We start from the raw sequence: 14,422 nt of genomic DNA, 5'->3' as shown, positions 1-14,422 counted from the left end.
GGCGCAGCCTCTCAGACACCCCCGAAGCGGTTGCTGATCGGCTGCCACGGACAGAGAGTAGTGACTTATGCGCGGTGACGGTGACGGCTGGTCGAACAGTCCGGGCGGGGTGCGGCATTGGGGCCGCTTCGGCGCGGCCGGGCTGCTGCTGCGCGCGCCGCTGCCTGCCGGTGGGTCGGCGGTGCTGCTGCAGCATCGCGCGCCGTGGAGTCATCAGGGCGGCACGTGGGCGATTCCCGGCGGCGCCAGGGACTCGCACGAGTCGGCCGAGCACGCCGCGGTCCGTGAGGCCGAGGAGGAAGCCGGTATCACCGCCGACCTGCTGCGGGTGCGCGCCCAGCGGCTCACGATGACCGCCCCGAGCGGCTGGACCTACGTCACCGTTATCGCCGACGCCGCGTCACCGCTGGCCACCGTCGCCAACAAGGAGAGCGACGAACTCGCCTGGGTCCCGGAGAACGAGGTCACCGACCGTCCGCTGCACCCCGGGTTCGCCGAAGCCTGGCGCACTCTGCGCGCGGTCCCGCTGCGTGTGGAATCCCCCGACGACGAACTCGCCGCGGCCCTGCCGCGCACCATCGACCTCGCCGACCAGGGCTTCTACTGGCTGCACGCGAGCACCGGCGGCCCCGGCGACGAGGTCGTCCTCGACGCCGACCCGGCCACGGGCCCACTGCTGACCCGCGCGGACATCCTGTCCTGAGGTCCTGACCAACCCTCGCGGCCGGGCGGTCCAGCCGGGAGATGACCGCCACGCGGCGCGATCTCCGGCCTCGAGTTCGATGCCCCGGTCCGCGGGTCACGACCCGGCGTCGCGGCCGCTCGGCGAACGCGGTCAGTTCGCGGCGAGCAGCGCGGTCTTGAGTTCGCGAGCGGCCGTTTCGGGATCGGCGGCTTCGGTGATCGCTCGCACCACGACGACGCGGCGGGCGCCCGCTTCCAGAACCTCGGGCAGCCGCGCGAGGTCGACCCCGCCGATGGCGAACCAGGGCAGCGTCGGGTGCGCGTCGGCCGTGGAGCGGATGAAGTCGACCCCCGCCGCCTGACGGCCCGGCTTGGTGGGGGTGGTCCAGATCGGACCGGTGCAGAAGTAGTCGAGATGGCCGTCGATGGCCGCGATGCCCGCCTGATTGCGGTTGTGGGTGGACCGCCCGATCACCACATCGGGGCCCAGGATGCGCCGCGCGTAGGCGGGCGGCAGGTCGCCCTGGCCCAGATGCAGCACATCGGCGCCCGCCGCCAGCGCGATGTCGGCGCGGTCGTTCACCGCGAGCAGCGCACCGTGGCGCCTGGTCGCGGCCTTGATCTCGGCCAGCGCGCCCAGCTCGGCCTTGGCCTCGAGCGGACCGAACTCGGCCTCACCGGGCGAGCCCTTGTCACGCAACTGGACGATGTCGACACCACCGGCGAGCGCGGCGTCGACGAACCTGGCCAGATCACCCTTTTCCCGGCGCGCGTCGGTGCACAGATACAGCAGTGCGCTCGACAGGCGCTCCCTGGGCGGGACGGAACGATTCGGATGGGAGGGCTGCACGGTGTCGACGGTAGTCGCGCTACCGTGGGGATGCGAACGCCATGGCGGGCGACAGGCGGAAAAAGACAGGTGGAACGTGATGCGGACTCTGGCGGTCGTTGGCGGCGGCGCCGTCGGACTCGCCGTCGCCTGGCAGGCCGCGCGGGCCGGCTGGACGGTCACCGTCTTCGATCCGGCCCCCGGTTCCGGCGCGTCCAACGTCGCCGGAGGCATGCTCGCGCCGCTGTCGGAGGGCTGGCCGGGGGAGGACCGGGTACTCGCCTTCGGCGCGGCCGCCCTGGACGCCTGGCCCGCCTTCGCCGAACAGCTGCGCGCGGTCACCGGTGACCCGGTCTTCGTCGCCGAGGAGACCCTGACCGTCGCCCTGGACGCCGCCGACGTCACCGACCTGCGCACCGTCGCCGACTGGCTGGCCGGCTTCGGCCACGACCTGCGGGTGCTCGACCGCGCCGGGGTCCGCGCCATCGAACCCACCCTGTCCCGCACCGTGCGCGCGGGCCTGCTCGCCACCACCGAACCCGCCATCGACAATCGCCGGGTGCTGCGCGCACTGCTGGCAGCGTGCTCCGCCACCGGCGTGGAGATCCGCACCGAAACCGTTGCCGCGCTGGACGATCTGCCGCACGACCGCGTGGTGCTCGCCGCCGGTGCGCACTCGGCGGACCTGTGGCCCGGCCTGCCGGTGCGGCCGGTGAAGGGGGAGATCCTGCGGTTGCGGCACCGCCCCGGGGTGAGTCCGCCGCCCCGTCGTGTCATCCGGGCCAGGGTGCACGGCAGACAGGTCTACCTGGTCCCGCGCGAGGACGGAATCGTCCTGGGCGCAACACAATACGAAGCCGGTCACGACACCACCGTCACCGTCGGTGGCGTCCGCGACCTGCTCGCCGATGCCGAGACCATCCTGCCCGGTATCGCCGAATACGAACTGGCGGAAGCGAACGCGGGCTCGCGTCCCTCGACCCCGGACAACCTGCCCCTGCTCGGCGCGCTCGACGAGCGGGTCGTCGCCGCCACCGGACACGGCCGCAACGGCATGCTCACCCTGGCGATCACCGCGGACCTGGTGCCCGCGCTGCTCGCGGGTGAGACCCCCGCCGTCGCCGAAGCCGTGTCCCCCCACCGTTTTCCGGCATCCCCGATGCCTTCGCTGTCGTCCCCAGGAGGAGTTCGATGACCTCGACCATCCCGATCGGAATCACCGTCAACGGTGCCGATCACGAGTTCGCCGAGCCGCTCAGCATTCGCGAACTGCTGACCCGGCTCGACCTGCCCTGCCAGGGCGTCGCCGTGGCCGTCGACGGCGCGGTCTACCCGAAGTCGCGCTGGGACGAGCCGGTCGGGCGCGGCTGGAACATCGAGGTCCTGACGGCGGTCCAGGGTGGCTGAGCAAGGTTTCCGCATCGCCGACAAAGAGTTCGGCTCGCGCCTGATCATGGGCACCGGCGGTGCCGAGAACCTCGCCGTCCTGGAGGAGGCGCTGGTCGCCTCGGGCACCGAGCTCACCACCGTCGCCATGCGCCGCGTCGACGCCGCGGGCGGCACCGGCGTGCTCGATCTGCTCGAGCGCCTCGATATCACCCCGCTGCCCAACACCGCGGGCTGTCGCACCGCCGCCGAGGCCGTGCTCACCGCGCAGCTGGCCCGCGAGGCGCTCGAGACCAACTGGGTCAAGCTCGAGGTCGTCGCCGACGACCGCACCCTGCTGCCCGACCCGATCGAGCTGCTCGACGCCGCCGAACAGCTGGTCGACGACGGTTTCGTGGTGCTGCCCTACACCACCGACGACCCGATCCTGGCCCGCAGGCTGGAGGAGGCGGGCTGCGCGGCGGTGATGCCGCTGGGCTCGCCGATCGGCACCGGCCTCGGCATCGGCAACCCGCACAACATCGAGATGATCGTCGGCGCCGCGAACGTGCCGGTCATCCTGGACGCGGGCATCGGCACCGCCAGCGATGCCGCGCTGGCCATGGAACTGGGCTGCTCGGCGGTCCTGCTGGCCACCGCGGTGACCAGGGCGCGCGAACCCCGGCTGATGGCCGAGGCGATGGCCGCGGGCGTGCGGGCCGGGTATCTGGCCCGGCAGGCGGGCCGCATCCCCAAGCGTTTCTGGGCTCAGGCTTCTTCCCCAGCCAGGTAGTCCCCGTCTCGGGGTCGGGTCATCCTCGAGGATGACCCGACTCGCGACCTCACGGCGACGCGCTCGCCACCTTCGTCCGGCAAGCTGAGGCACATGATCGAGCTGAAGGGCCTGACGAAGCAATTCGGCCAGACCGTCGCGGTGCAGGACCTCTCGTTCACCGTCCAGCCTGGACTGGTGACCGGGTTCCTCGGACCCAACGGTGCCGGCAAATCGACGACCATGCGGATGATCCTGGGGCTGGACAAGCCCACCTCGGGCACCGCGCTGATCGGCGGCAAGCACTACCAGGACCTGGAGCGCCCGCTGACGCAGGTCGGCGCGCTCCTGGACGCCAAGTGGGTGCATCCGAACCGATCGGCGCGCGCGCACCTGGAATGGCTGGCCGCCGCCAACGACCTGCCCAAGTCCCGGGTCGAGGAAGTGCTGCGCCTGGTCGGCCTCTCCGAGGTCGCCAACAAGAACGCGGGCGGGTTCTCGCTGGGTATGTCGCAGCGCCTCGGCCTGGCCGGCGCGCTGCTGGGCGACCCGAAGGTGCTGCTGTTCGACGAGCCGGTCAACGGCCTCGACCCGGAGGGCATCCTGTGGATCCGCCGGTTCATGCAGCGCCTGGCCGGTGAGGGCCGCACGGTGCTGGTGTCGAGTCACCTGCTCTCGGAGATGGCCCAGACCGCCGAGCACCTGATCGTCATCGGCCGGGGTCAGCTCATCGCCGACACCACCACCAAGGACTTCATCGAGCGCGCCTCCGAGCAGTCGGTGCGCGTGCGCAGCCCGCAGCTCGACCAGCTGCGCAGCCTGCTCACCTCGCACGGCATGACCGTGCGCGAGGAGGGCGACAACGCGCTGATCGTCGCGGGCGTGGCCAGCGACGAGGTCGGCAAGGTGGCAGGCACCAACAACGTCACGCTCTACGAGCTCGCGCCGCAGCAGGCCTCGCTCGAGGAAGCGTTCATGCGGATGACCGGCGGCGCGGTGGAGTACCACGGCGAAGGCCTCGACCAGGTGATGGGAGGTGCGCTCTGATGGGCGTGCTCGCTGCGGAACGAATCAAGCTCACCTCGACCCGCTCGCCCTGGTGGTGCTCGGCGGTGGTGGTGCTGCTCAGCATCGGCTTCGCCGTGCTGATGTCGCTGATCACCAATATCGACGCCGAGCCGGGGCAGGGCCCGCCGCCGCTCACCCCGGCACTGGCCGCATCCGGCGTGACCGGCTTCGGCGTGATGGTCCTGATGATCATGGCCGCGCTGACGGTCACCAGCGAATACCGCTTCGGCGTCATCCGATCCAGCTTCCTCGCGGTACCGAACCGGTCGAAGGTGATCTCGTCCAAGGCCGGTCTGGTCGGCGTGTACGCCGCCGTGCTGACCGGTGTGCTGGCGTTGGTCGCCTTCGTGGTGGCCAAGCTGATCGTCGGTGACGACGCCCCCGGCCTGGTGCTCGAAGGCAACTGGCGCGAGATCTACGGCATTCCGATCTACGCCCTGCTCGGGGCGATCCTGGCGATCGGTGTCGGTGTGCTGGTCCGGCAGTCGGCCGCGGCCATCTCGCTGATCGTGCTCTGGCCGCTGCTCATCGAGAGCCTGCTCGGAGCCTTCGGCAGCTTCGGCCGCAACGTCACCCCGTTCTTGCCCTTCGCCAACATCAACCGCTTCCTGACCGCCGAGGAAGTGTCCGGCAACTGGCACTGGGGCGTGTGGGGCAGCCTGATCTACTTCACCGTGTTCGTGGCGATCGTGTTCGGTGCGGCCCTGGTGGTCGTCAACCAGCGCGACGCCTGATTGGACAAGCCCGGGCGGCCCTCGCAACGGCCCGGGCTTCCCTCCGACGGCCGCTGCCCGGCCGTCGGAGGCACGATCGCCGGTCCGCTGGTCACAAACAGCGGACCGGCGGTTGTCGTCGGGTGAGATACCCTCGTGGCGTGAGTGAAACGCCTTCTGGCGGGGCGGATCCGCGACCGCACGACAAGGTCCCGGAGGTGGTCATCCCGTTGGAGCCGATCGAGACCGACGAGACCCTGCCCGCGGCAGGCGCCGACGCCGCGCGGGCCGCTCGCAAGCGCGTCCAGATCTCCTCGAAACTGCAGGCCGCCAACCGGCGCGCCGATGTCATCGGCGCCGTGCGCCGGGCCCGTCAGCAGCTGCCCGGAGACCCGGCCTTCGGCGATCCGCTCTCGGTCTCCGGGCCCGGCGGGGCCAGGGCGGTGGCCCGGGTGGCGGACAAGATCGTCGGCGGCACCCCCACCGCGGCCAGGGAGATCGGTTTCGGCGCGTTGCAGGTCTGGCAGGCGGCGCTGGAGCGGATCGGCCGTGGTCGCGGCACCGAGGAGGTGACCATCGTGTTCACCGACCTGGTCTCCTTCTCCAGCTGGTCGCTCGCCGCGGGCGACGAACGCACGCTCGAGCTGCTGCGCAAGGTCGCCAGGGCGATCGAGCCGCCGATCGCCGAGCGGGGCGGTCAGGTGGTCAAGCGCATGGGCGACGGCCTGATGGCGGTGTTCTCCTCACCCGACCGCGCGGTGCGCGCGGCGCTGGCGGCCCGGCGCAATCTCGCCCAGGTCGAGGTCGAGGGCTACAAGCCCCGCATGCGGGTGGGCCTGCACACCGGCTCCCCGCGCGAGATCGGCGGCGACTGGCTCGGCGTCGACGTCAATATCGCCGCCAGGATGATGGAGGCGGGCGGCAACGGCAACATGATGCTGTCCAGCACCACCCTGGCGGCGCTGCGCCCGGAAACCCTCGCCGAGCTGGGCGCCACCGTCAAGCCCTACAAACGCAACTTCTGGGCGGCACCCCTCAACGGCGTGCCCGAGGACGTGCGCATCTTCAAACTCAGCGCCCCCTGAGTCACAACCACAGCACCGCGCCGACGGCCGCCATGGCCGCGGCCACGAGCAGGGCGATCGAGAGCTGGCGGTTGGTCTTCCAGGTGGTGTAGGCGCCGCCCAGCAGGAAGCCGGTGAGGGCGAAGAGCAGGATCACCGCAGTGGAGTTGGACATGCTCCCATCTTGCCTGGTCGATTGCCCGCAATTAACAAGCACGCTTGCTTGCTTTTTTTCTGAACCGATGTGATCCTGGTTCGCATGAGTCCACTCTCGGCCGACCCGGAGCTGATCCGTATCGGCAACTGCTCCGGCTTCTACGGTGACCGGCTCGGCGCCATGCGCGAGATGCTCGAAGGTGGGCAGCTCGACGTGCTGACCGGCGACTACCTCGCCGAACTCACCATGCTCATCCTCGGCCGCGACCGGATGAAGGACCCGAGCCTCGGCTACGCCAAGACCTTCGTCAAGCAGATCGAGGACTGCCTGGGCCTCGCGCTCGAGAGCAAGGTCCAGATCGTCACCAACGCGGGCGGCCTCAACCCGGCCGGGCTGGCGCAGCGGCTGCGCAAGGTCGCCGCCGATCTCGGCCTCGACGCCGAGATCGCCTACGTCGAGGGTGACGACCTGGTCGGCCGTGCCGCCGAGCTCGATCTCGGTCAGCCGCTCACGGCCAACGCCTACCTCGGTGCGTGGGGCATCGTCGAGTGCCTGAACTCCGGCGCCGACATCGTCGTCACCGGCCGGGTCACCGACGCGTCGGTCATCGTCGGCCCGGCCGCCGCCCACTTCGGCTGGGGCCGAACCGATTACGACGCGCTCGCCGGTGCGGTCGCCGCCGGGCACGTGATCGAATGCTCCACCCAGGCCACCGGCGGCAACTTCGCCTTCTTCACCGAGCTCGGCGATCTGGGCCGCCCCGGCTTCCCGATCGCGGAGATCCGTCGCGACGGTTCGAGCGTCATCACCAAGCACGAGGGCACCGGCGGCGCGGTCACCGTCGACACGGTCGAAGCCCAGCTCATGTACGAGATCCAGGGCGCCCGCTACGCCGGCCCCGACGTCACCACCCGCCTCGACAGCATCACCCTGAGCCAGGACGGTCCGGATCGGGTGCTGATCAGCGGTGTCACCGGCGAGGCCCCGCCGCCGCAGCTCAAGGTCTCGCTCAATACTCTCGGCGGCTTCCGCAACGAGATGTCGTTCATCCTCACCGGCCTCGACATCGAGGCCAAGGCCGAGCTGGCCCAGCGTCAGCTGGAGTCCTGGCTGCCGGACAGGCCCGCCGAGCTCACCTGGACCCTGGCCCGGCTGGATCGTCCCGATGCCGAGACCGAGGAGCAGGCCAGCGCGCTGCTGCGCTGCGTGGTGCGCGACCCCGACCCGAACAAGGTGGGTCGCGGATTCTCCAGTGTCGCCGTGGAATTGGCGCTGGCCAGCTACCCGGGCGCCAGCTTCACCGCGCTGCCCGGCGCGGGCTCGCCCTACGGCGTGTTCACCCCCGGCTTCGTCGACGCGCACGAGGTGCCGCACGTGGCCGTGCTGGCCGACGGCACCCGCGTCGAAATCGCGCCCGCCACCGAAACCGCTGTGCTGGAGCCGGTTCCGGAACCCGAGCTGCCCCCTGCCCCCGCGCCGTCGGAGACCACCCGGGTTCCGCTGGGCACCATCGCGCTGGCCCGCAGCGGCGACAAGGGCGGTGACGCCAATATCGGCGTCTGGGTGCGCACCGACGCGCAGTGGCAGTGGCTCGTGCACACCCTCACGGTGGAGAAGCTGAAGGAACTGCTGCCCGAGACGGCCCCGCTGACCGTCACCCGCACCGTGCTGCCGAACCTGCGCGCGGTCAACTTCATCATTTCCGGCCTGCTCGGCAAGGGCGTCGCCTACCAGGCGCGTTTCGACCCGCAGGCCAAGGGGCTCGGCGAATGGCTGCGCTCCCGCCACGTAGAGATGCCGACGGAGCTGCTCGCATGACATCAGTTTGGGACACCCCGGAACGTAAAGAGCTGCGCGCCACCGTGCGCGGGTTCGTCGAGCGGGAGATCCTGCCCGACCTCGACACCTGGGAGCGCGAGGGCCTGATCCCGCGCGAACTGCACAAGAAGGCCGGTGAACTCGGCCTGCTCGGCATCGAGTACCCCGAATTCGCCGGTGGCGAGGGCGGTTCCGCCATCGACGGCGTGGTGCTCAGCGAGGAACTGCACCTCGCAGGCGCCTCCGGTGGTCTGTGGGCCTCGCTGTTCACCTGCGGAATCTCGTTGCCGCACATCATCGCCTCCGGCAACGAGGAGCAGATCGAGAAGTGGGTCAAGCCGACCCTGGCCGGTGACCTCATCGGCTCGCTGGCCATCACCGAACCCGGCGGCGGCTCCGATGTCGGCCACCTCACCACCTCGGCGGTGCGCGACGGCGACGACTTCGTCATCAACGGCGCCAAGACCTTCATCACCTCCGCCTGTCGCGCCGACTTCATCGTCACCGCGGTGCGCACCGGTGGACCGGGCGCGGCCGGTGTCTCGCTGATCATCGTGCCCACCGACACACCGGGTTTCGAGGTGACCCGCAAGCTGGAGAAGATGGGCTGGCTGGCCTCCGACACCGGCGAGCTGTCGTTCACCGATGTGCGGGTGCCCGCGTCGAACCTGGTCGGCGCGGAGAACTCCGGCTTCGCCCAGATCGCCAACGCGTTTGTCAGCGAGCGGGTCGGCCTGGCGGTGCAGGCGTACTCGATGGCTCAGCGCGCCCTCGACCTCACCCTCGAATGGTGCCGCAACCGTGAGACTTTCGGCCGCCCGCTGATCAGCCGCCAGTCGGTCCAGATGACGCTCACCGAGATGGCCCGGCGCGTCGACCTGGCCCGCGTCTACACCCGCTCGCTGGTCGAGCGCGTGGACAACGGCGAGCAGGGCCTGATCGCCGAGGTCTGCTTCGCCAAGAACACCGCCGTCGAGACCGTCGAATGGGTCGCCAACCAGGCTGTCCAGCTGCACGGCGGCATGGGCTACATGCGCGAGTCCGAAGTGGAGCGCATCTACCGCGACATCCGCATCATCGGCATCGGCGGTGGCACCAACGAGATCCTGACCATGCTGGCGTCGAAAGTATTGGGGTACCAAGCATGACGACCTTCCGTTCCACCCTCGACCCCGCGTCCGAGGAGTACACCGCGGCCGCCGAGGCCATGACCACCAAGCTCGCCGAGATCGAGGGCGAGTTCGCCAAGGCGATCGCCGGTGGCGGGCCGGAGAAGGTGGCCCGCCATCACAAGCGCGGCAAGCTGACCGCCCGCGAGCGCATCGAACTGCTGCTCGACGAGGACTCGCCGTTCCTCGAGCTGTGCCCGCTCGCGGCCTGGGGCAGTGACTTCCACGTCGGCGCGTCCACCATCGCGGGCATCGGCATCGTCGAGGGCATCGAGTGCATGATCGTCGCGCCCGACCCCACCGTGCGCGGTGGCACGTCGAACCCGTGGACCCTGCGGAAGACCTTGCGCATCAACGACATCGTGCGGGAGAACCGGCTGCCGGTGATCTCGCTGGTGGAGTCCGGCGGCGCGGATCTGCCGACGCAGAAGGAAGTCTTCATCCCGGGTGGTGCGATGTTCCGCGACCTGACCCAGGCGTCGGCGGCCGGAATCCCCACCATCTCCCTGGTTTTCGGCAACTCCACCGCCGGTGGCGCCTACATCCCCGGTATGTCCGACTACGTCGTGATGGTCAAGGAGGGCGCGAAGGTCTTCCTGGCTGGCCCGCCGCTGGTGAAGATGGCCACCGGTGAGGACTCCGACGACGAGACCCTCGGCGGCGCCGAGATGCACGCCCGCACTTCGGGTCTGGCCGACTACATGGCCGCCGACGAGCAGGACGCCATCCGCATCGGCCGCAATATCGTGCGCAGGCTGAACTGGAAGAAGCAGGGCCCCGAGCCGCGTGCCGAGGTCATCTCGCCGCTCTACGATCCCGAGGAACTGCTCGGCATCGTGCCCTCGGATCTGAAGATCCCGTTCGACCCGCGCGAGGTGATCGCCCGCGTCGTCGACGGTTCGGACTTCGACGAGTTCAAGCCGCTCTACGGTTCCAGCCTGGTCACCGGCTGGGCCGAGATCAACGGCTACCCGATCGGCATCCTGGCCAACGCGCGCGGTGTGCTGTTCTCCGAGGAATCGCAGAAGGCCACCCAGTTCATCCAGCTGGCCAACAAGAAGAACACGCCACTGCTGTTCCTGCACAACACCACCGGCTACATGGTCGGCAAGGAGTACGAGCACGGCGGCATCATCAAGCACGGCGCGATGATGATCAACGCGGTCGCCAACTCCAAGGTGCCGCACATCTCGCTGCTCATGGGCGCCTCCTACGGCGCGGGCCACTACGGCATGTGCGGGCGCGCGTTCAACCCGCGCTTCCTGTTCGCCTGGCCCAGCGCCAAGTCCGCCGTGATGGGCGGCGCGCAGCTCGGTGGCGTGCTCACCATCGTGCAGCGCGGCGCCGCCGAGGCCAAGGGCCTGCCCTTCGACGAGGAGGCCGCCGCCGGGCTGGCCGCCATGGTGGAGGCGCAGATCGAGGCCGAGGCCATGCCGATGTTCCTGTCGGGCAGGCTCTTCGACGACGGCATCATCGACCCCCGTGACACCCGCACCGTGCTGGGAATGGCCCTGTCGGCCATCCACAACGCACCGATCCAGGGCGCCGAGGGCTTCGGCGTCTTCCGAATGTGAGGCGCGACATGGCGATTACGAATGTTCTGGTTGCCAACCGTGGTGAGATCGCGCGTCGCGTGTTCGCCACCTGCCGCCGGATGGGCATCGGCACCACCGCCGTCTACTCCGACGCCGATGCGGCCGCACCACACGTCGCCGAGGCCGATGCCGCCATCCGGCTGCCCGGCAACACCCCCGCCGAGACCTACCTGCGCGGAGAGCTGATCATCGAGGCCGCGCTGTCGGCCGGTGCCGACGCCATCCACCCCGGCTACGGATTCCTCTCGGAGAACGCCGAATTCGCGCGCGCCGTGCTCGACGCGGGCCTGGTGTGGATCGGCCCGCCGGTCGCGGCCATCGAGCAGATGGGCTCCAAGGTGGAGTCCAAGAAGATGATGGACGCCGCGGGCGTGCCGGTGCTGGCCGAGCTGGACCCGGCCGAGGTCACCGAGGCGCACCTGCCCGTGCTGATCAAGGCATCCGCCGGTGGCGGTGGTCGCGGTATGCGCGTGGTACGCGAGCTGGGTGACCTCCAGGACCAGATCGCGGCGGCTCGGCGCGAGGCCGAGTCGGCCTTCGGCGATCCGACGGTGTTCTGTGAGCGCTACCTCGAGACTGGCAGGCACATCGAAGTGCAGGTCATGTCGGACACTTTCGGCAAGACCTGGGCGGTGGGCGAGCGTGAGTGCTCGATCCAGCGTCGGCACCAGAAGGTCGTCGAGGAGGCGCCGTCACCGCTGGTCGAGAAGATCGACGGCATGCGCGACCGTTTGTTCGAGGCGGCCCGTCTGGCCTCCGAGGCCATCGGCTACGAAGGTGCGGGCACCGTCGAGTTCCTGGCCGACGAGAAGGGCGACTTCTTCTTCCTGGAGATGAACACCCGCCTCCAGGTGGAACATCCGGTCACCGAGCAGACCACGGGTCTCGACCTGGTCCGCCTGCAACTCCAGGTGGCTTCGGGTCTGCCGCTGCCCGCCACCCAGCCCGCCCTGCGCGGCCACTCGATCGAGGTCCGTCTCTACGCCGAGGACCCGGCACACGACTGGCAGCCGCAGAGCGGACCGGTCCACAAGATCGAGATCCCGTTCACCGCCGGGGAATTCACCGTGCTGGAGCAGCCGGGCGTGCGCCTGGACACCGGCGTGGTGGACGACTCGGTCGTCGGCGTGCACTACGACCCGATGCTGGCCAAGGTCATCTCCTACGCCGAAACCCGCGCGGAGGCAGCGCATCTGCTCGCCACCGCGTTGCAGCGCGCCAAGATCCACGGCCTGGTCACCAATCGCGACCTGCTCGTGCGGGTGCTGCGGCACCCGGCGTTCCTGGCCGGTGACACCGACACCGCCTTCTTCGTCACCCACGACCTGGCCGCGCTGTCCGCGCCGCTGGCCTCGGAAGCCGATGAGGCGCTGTCCATCGTCGCCGCGGCCCTCGCGGATTCGGCCGCCAACCACGCCGCCAGCCGCTTCACCCGGCTGGCTCCCAGTGGCTGGCGCAACCTGGCCTCGCTGCCGCAGACCAAGTCCTACGAGAGTCGTACCTCCGGCACCCACGAGGTGCGCTACCGCTTCACCCGCACCGGCGTGCAGGTCGAAGGCCACGACGGCCTCGAGCTGATCTCGGCGGCCCCGGAGCGTGTGGTGCTGGCCGTGCCCGGTGAACGCGGCCCGGTGCGCAGGCAGTTCGAGATCGCCCGCTACGGCGACCTCGTCGCGGTGGACTCCCCGCTCGGCCCGGTGGCCGTGCGCAGGCTGCCGCGCTTCACCGATCCGTCCGAGCAGGTGGCGGCCGGTTCGCTGCTGGCACCCATGCCGGGCAGCGTCATCCGGCTCGGGGCCGCCGAGGGCGATCAGGTCACCCAGGGCCAGCCCATCCTGTGGCTCGAGGCGATGAAGATGGAACACACCATCGCCGCGCCCGCCACCGGCATCCTCAGCGCACTCAATGTGACCGTCGGCCAGCAGGTCGAGGTCGGAACCGTCCTCGCGGTGGTCGAGGAAGAAGAGCAGGAGCAGGCATGAGCTTCACCGAAACCGACGAGCAGACCGCGCTGCGGGCGGCGGTCGCGTCGCTGGCGGCCAAGTACAACTATCGCGACTACGTGCTGCCGCTCTCGCGCAAGAACGAGCCGCTCACCGAACTGTGGGACGAGGCGGGCAAGCTCGGCTTCCTCGGGGTGAACCTGCCCGAGGAGTTCGGCGGCGGTGGCGCGGGCATGTACGAGCTGGCGCTGGTGCAGGAAGAGCTCTCCGCCCAGGGCGCCGGTCTGCTGCTCATGGTGGTCTCCCCGGCCATCTGCGGCACCATCATCACCAAGTACGGCACCGACGCGCAGAAGCAGAACTGGCTGCCCAAGCTCTCCGACGGTTCGGCCAAGATGGTCTTCGCCATCACCGAGCCCGACGCGGGCTCCAACTCGCACCAGATCACCACCACCGCGCGCCGCGACGGTGGCGACTGGATCCTCAACGGCCGCAAGATCTTCATCTCCGGTGTCGATCAGGCCGAGGCCATCCTGGTGGTCTCGCGCACCGAGGACCACAAGACCGGCAAGCTCAAGCCCGCGCTGTTCATCGTCCCGGTGGACGCGCCCGGCCTGGTGAAGAACGTCCAGGAGATGGACGTCATCGAGCCGGACAACCAGTACACCCTGTTCTTCGACGATGTGCGTCTGCCCGCCGACGCCCTCGTCGGCTCCGAGGACGCCGCGCTGGCCCAGCTGTTCGCCGGCCTGAACCCCGAGCGCATCATGGGCTCGGCCATGGCCATCGGCCTCGGCCGCTATGCCATCGACCGCGCGGTGGAATACGCCAAGGAGCGCACCGTCTGGAAGACGCCGATCGGTGCGCACCAGGGCATTTCGCATCCGCTGGCGCAGATCAAGATCGAGCTGGAACTGGCCAAGCTGATGATGCAGAAGGCCGCCACCCTCTACGACTCCGGTGACGAGTTCGGCGCCGCCGAGGCCGCCAACATGGCCAAGTACGCGGCGGCCGAGGCCAGCATCAAGGCACTGGACCAGGCCATCCAGACCCACGGCGGCTCCGGCCTGACCAAGGAGGTCGGCCTGTCGGCCATGCTGCAGGCGGCGCGCATCATGCGCATCGCCCCGGTCAGCCGCGAGATGATCCTGAACTTCGTCTCGCAGCACTCGCTCGGCCTGCCGCGCTCGTACTAGTCCCGCAGTCGGCCGCCCCGGTGGTGGGGCGGCCGACTCTCCCTCGGAT

At 69.9% G+C, this 14,422-nt stretch carries 14 protein-coding genes; 12 read left to right on the top strand and 2 right to left on the bottom strand.

From position 1 onward, the window contains the following. The first annotated feature begins 67 nt into the window (after positions 1 to 67). Entirely contained in the window at positions 68 to 703 is a 636-nt protein-coding gene (locus tag ACFC06_RS15925) for an NUDIX domain-containing protein (RefSeq protein WP_375931050.1), read from the top strand. Between the two features lie 132 nt (positions 704 to 835). Here ACFC06_RS15925 and thiE read toward each other — a convergent pair whose 3' ends face one another. Further along, on the bottom strand, positions 836 to 1,534 hold the full coding sequence (gene thiE, locus ACFC06_RS15920) for a thiamine phosphate synthase (RefSeq protein ID WP_375931047.1): 699 nt from the start codon (positions 1,532 to 1,534) through the stop codon (positions 836 to 838). Positions 1,535 to 1,613: 79 nt separating this feature from the next. On the opposite strand from thiE, the gene thiO reads away from it, so the two are divergent. From thiO to ACFC06_RS15890, 6 genes are all read left to right on the top strand, one after another. Continuing rightward, entirely contained in the window at positions 1,614 to 2,708 is a 1,095-nt protein-coding gene (gene thiO, locus ACFC06_RS15915; protein WP_375931044.1) for a glycine oxidase ThiO, read from the top strand. Beyond that, positions 2,705 to 2,920 (top strand): sulfur carrier protein ThiS, encoded by a 216-nt coding sequence (gene thiS, locus ACFC06_RS15910; RefSeq protein WP_375931041.1) that lies wholly within the window; start codon positions 2,705 to 2,707, stop codon positions 2,918 to 2,920. The genes thiO and thiS overlap by 4 nt, the downstream gene beginning before the upstream one ends. Beyond that, entirely contained in the window at positions 2,913 to 3,671 is a 759-nt protein-coding gene (locus tag ACFC06_RS15905; protein ID WP_375931038.1) for a thiazole synthase, read from the top strand. The genes thiS and ACFC06_RS15905 overlap by 8 nt, the downstream gene beginning before the upstream one ends. A 93-nt stretch (positions 3,672 to 3,764) precedes the next feature. Then, positions 3,765 to 4,697 (top strand): ABC transporter ATP-binding protein, encoded by a 933-nt coding sequence (locus ACFC06_RS15900; protein WP_375931036.1) that lies wholly within the window; start codon positions 3,765 to 3,767, stop codon positions 4,695 to 4,697. After that, complete coding sequence (locus tag ACFC06_RS15895) at positions 4,697 to 5,452, top strand: ABC transporter permease (RefSeq protein ID WP_375931033.1); 756 nt, start codon at positions 4,697 to 4,699, stop codon at positions 5,450 to 5,452. Before ACFC06_RS15900 ends, ACFC06_RS15895 begins: the two co-directional genes overlap by 1 nt. A gap of 287 nt (positions 5,453 to 5,739) precedes the next feature. Continuing rightward, positions 5,740 to 6,516: an adenylate/guanylate cyclase domain-containing protein gene (locus ACFC06_RS15890; protein WP_375935517.1), complete on the top strand. Its 777-nt coding sequence runs from the start codon at positions 5,740 to 5,742 to the stop codon at positions 6,514 to 6,516. 1 nt (position 6,517) lies between these two features. Here ACFC06_RS15890 and ACFC06_RS15885 read toward each other — a convergent pair whose 3' ends face one another. Next, positions 6,518 to 6,670, bottom strand: a complete 153-nt coding sequence (locus ACFC06_RS15885; protein ID WP_336087776.1) for a hypothetical protein — start codon at positions 6,668 to 6,670, stop codon at positions 6,518 to 6,520. Between the two features lie 84 nt (positions 6,671 to 6,754). Between ACFC06_RS15885 and ACFC06_RS15880 the strand changes: the two genes are divergently transcribed. From ACFC06_RS15880 to ACFC06_RS15860, 5 genes are read left to right on the top strand one after another with little or no spacing between them, the layout of a single operon-like run. Next, entirely contained in the window at positions 6,755 to 8,470 is a 1,716-nt protein-coding gene (locus tag ACFC06_RS15880) for an acyclic terpene utilization AtuA family protein (RefSeq protein WP_375931030.1), read from the top strand. Beyond that, the gene (locus tag ACFC06_RS15875) at positions 8,467 to 9,618 is read left to right on the top strand and encodes an acyl-CoA dehydrogenase family protein (protein WP_375931027.1); all 1,152 of its coding nucleotides are present in this window, start codon (positions 8,467 to 8,469) and stop codon (positions 9,616 to 9,618) included. Before ACFC06_RS15880 ends, ACFC06_RS15875 begins: the two co-directional genes overlap by 4 nt. Continuing rightward, positions 9,615 to 11,213 carry an acyl-CoA carboxylase subunit beta gene (locus ACFC06_RS15870; protein ID WP_375931024.1) on the top strand — a complete coding sequence of 533 codons (1,599 nt, stop codon included), beginning with the start codon at positions 9,615 to 9,617 and terminating at the stop codon, positions 11,211 to 11,213. The genes ACFC06_RS15875 and ACFC06_RS15870 overlap by 4 nt, the downstream gene beginning before the upstream one ends. A gap of 8 nt (positions 11,214 to 11,221) precedes the next feature. Further along, positions 11,222 to 13,216, top strand: coding sequence for an acetyl/propionyl/methylcrotonyl-CoA carboxylase subunit alpha (locus ACFC06_RS15865; protein WP_375931021.1), 1,995 nt, complete (start codon positions 11,222 to 11,224; stop codon positions 13,214 to 13,216). Further along, complete coding sequence (locus tag ACFC06_RS15860) at positions 13,213 to 14,373, top strand: acyl-CoA dehydrogenase family protein (RefSeq protein WP_375931018.1); 1,161 nt, start codon at positions 13,213 to 13,215, stop codon at positions 14,371 to 14,373. The genes ACFC06_RS15865 and ACFC06_RS15860 overlap by 4 nt, the downstream gene beginning before the upstream one ends. Positions 14,374 to 14,422 lie beyond the last annotated feature (49 nt).

Source organism: Nocardia sp. NPDC056064 (genome assembly GCF_042266925.1).
Classification (GTDB): Bacteria; Actinomycetota; Actinomycetes; order Mycobacteriales; family Mycobacteriaceae; genus Nocardia.
This window is presented reverse-complemented; position numbering and strand designations above follow the sequence as displayed.

Coding starts and splice junctions, on each gene's coding strand:
- ACFC06_RS15925 (WP_375931050.1), top strand. CDS start 68: ATGCGCGGTGACGGTGACGGCTGGTCGAACAGTCCGGGCGGGGTGCGG.
- thiO (WP_375931044.1), top strand. CDS start 1,614: ATGCGGACTCTGGCGGTCGTTGGCGGCGGCGCCGTCGGACTCGCCGTC.
- thiS (WP_375931041.1), top strand. CDS start 2,705: ATGACCTCGACCATCCCGATCGGAATCACCGTCAACGGTGCCGATCAC.
- ACFC06_RS15900 (WP_375931036.1), top strand. CDS start 3,765: ATGATCGAGCTGAAGGGCCTGACGAAGCAATTCGGCCAGACCGTCGCG.
- ACFC06_RS15895 (WP_375931033.1), top strand. CDS start 4,697: ATGGGCGTGCTCGCTGCGGAACGAATCAAGCTCACCTCGACCCGCTCG.
- ACFC06_RS15885 (WP_336087776.1), bottom strand. CDS start 6,670: ATGTCCAACTCCACTGCGGTGATCCTGCTCTTCGCCCTCACCGGCTTC.
- ACFC06_RS15880 (WP_375931030.1), top strand. CDS start 6,755: ATGAGTCCACTCTCGGCCGACCCGGAGCTGATCCGTATCGGCAACTGC.
- ACFC06_RS15875 (WP_375931027.1), top strand. CDS start 8,467: ATGACATCAGTTTGGGACACCCCGGAACGTAAAGAGCTGCGCGCCACC.
- ACFC06_RS15870 (WP_375931024.1), top strand. CDS start 9,615: ATGACGACCTTCCGTTCCACCCTCGACCCCGCGTCCGAGGAGTACACC.
- ACFC06_RS15865 (WP_375931021.1), top strand. CDS start 11,222: ATGGCGATTACGAATGTTCTGGTTGCCAACCGTGGTGAGATCGCGCGT.
- ACFC06_RS15860 (WP_375931018.1), top strand. CDS start 13,213: ATGAGCTTCACCGAAACCGACGAGCAGACCGCGCTGCGGGCGGCGGTC.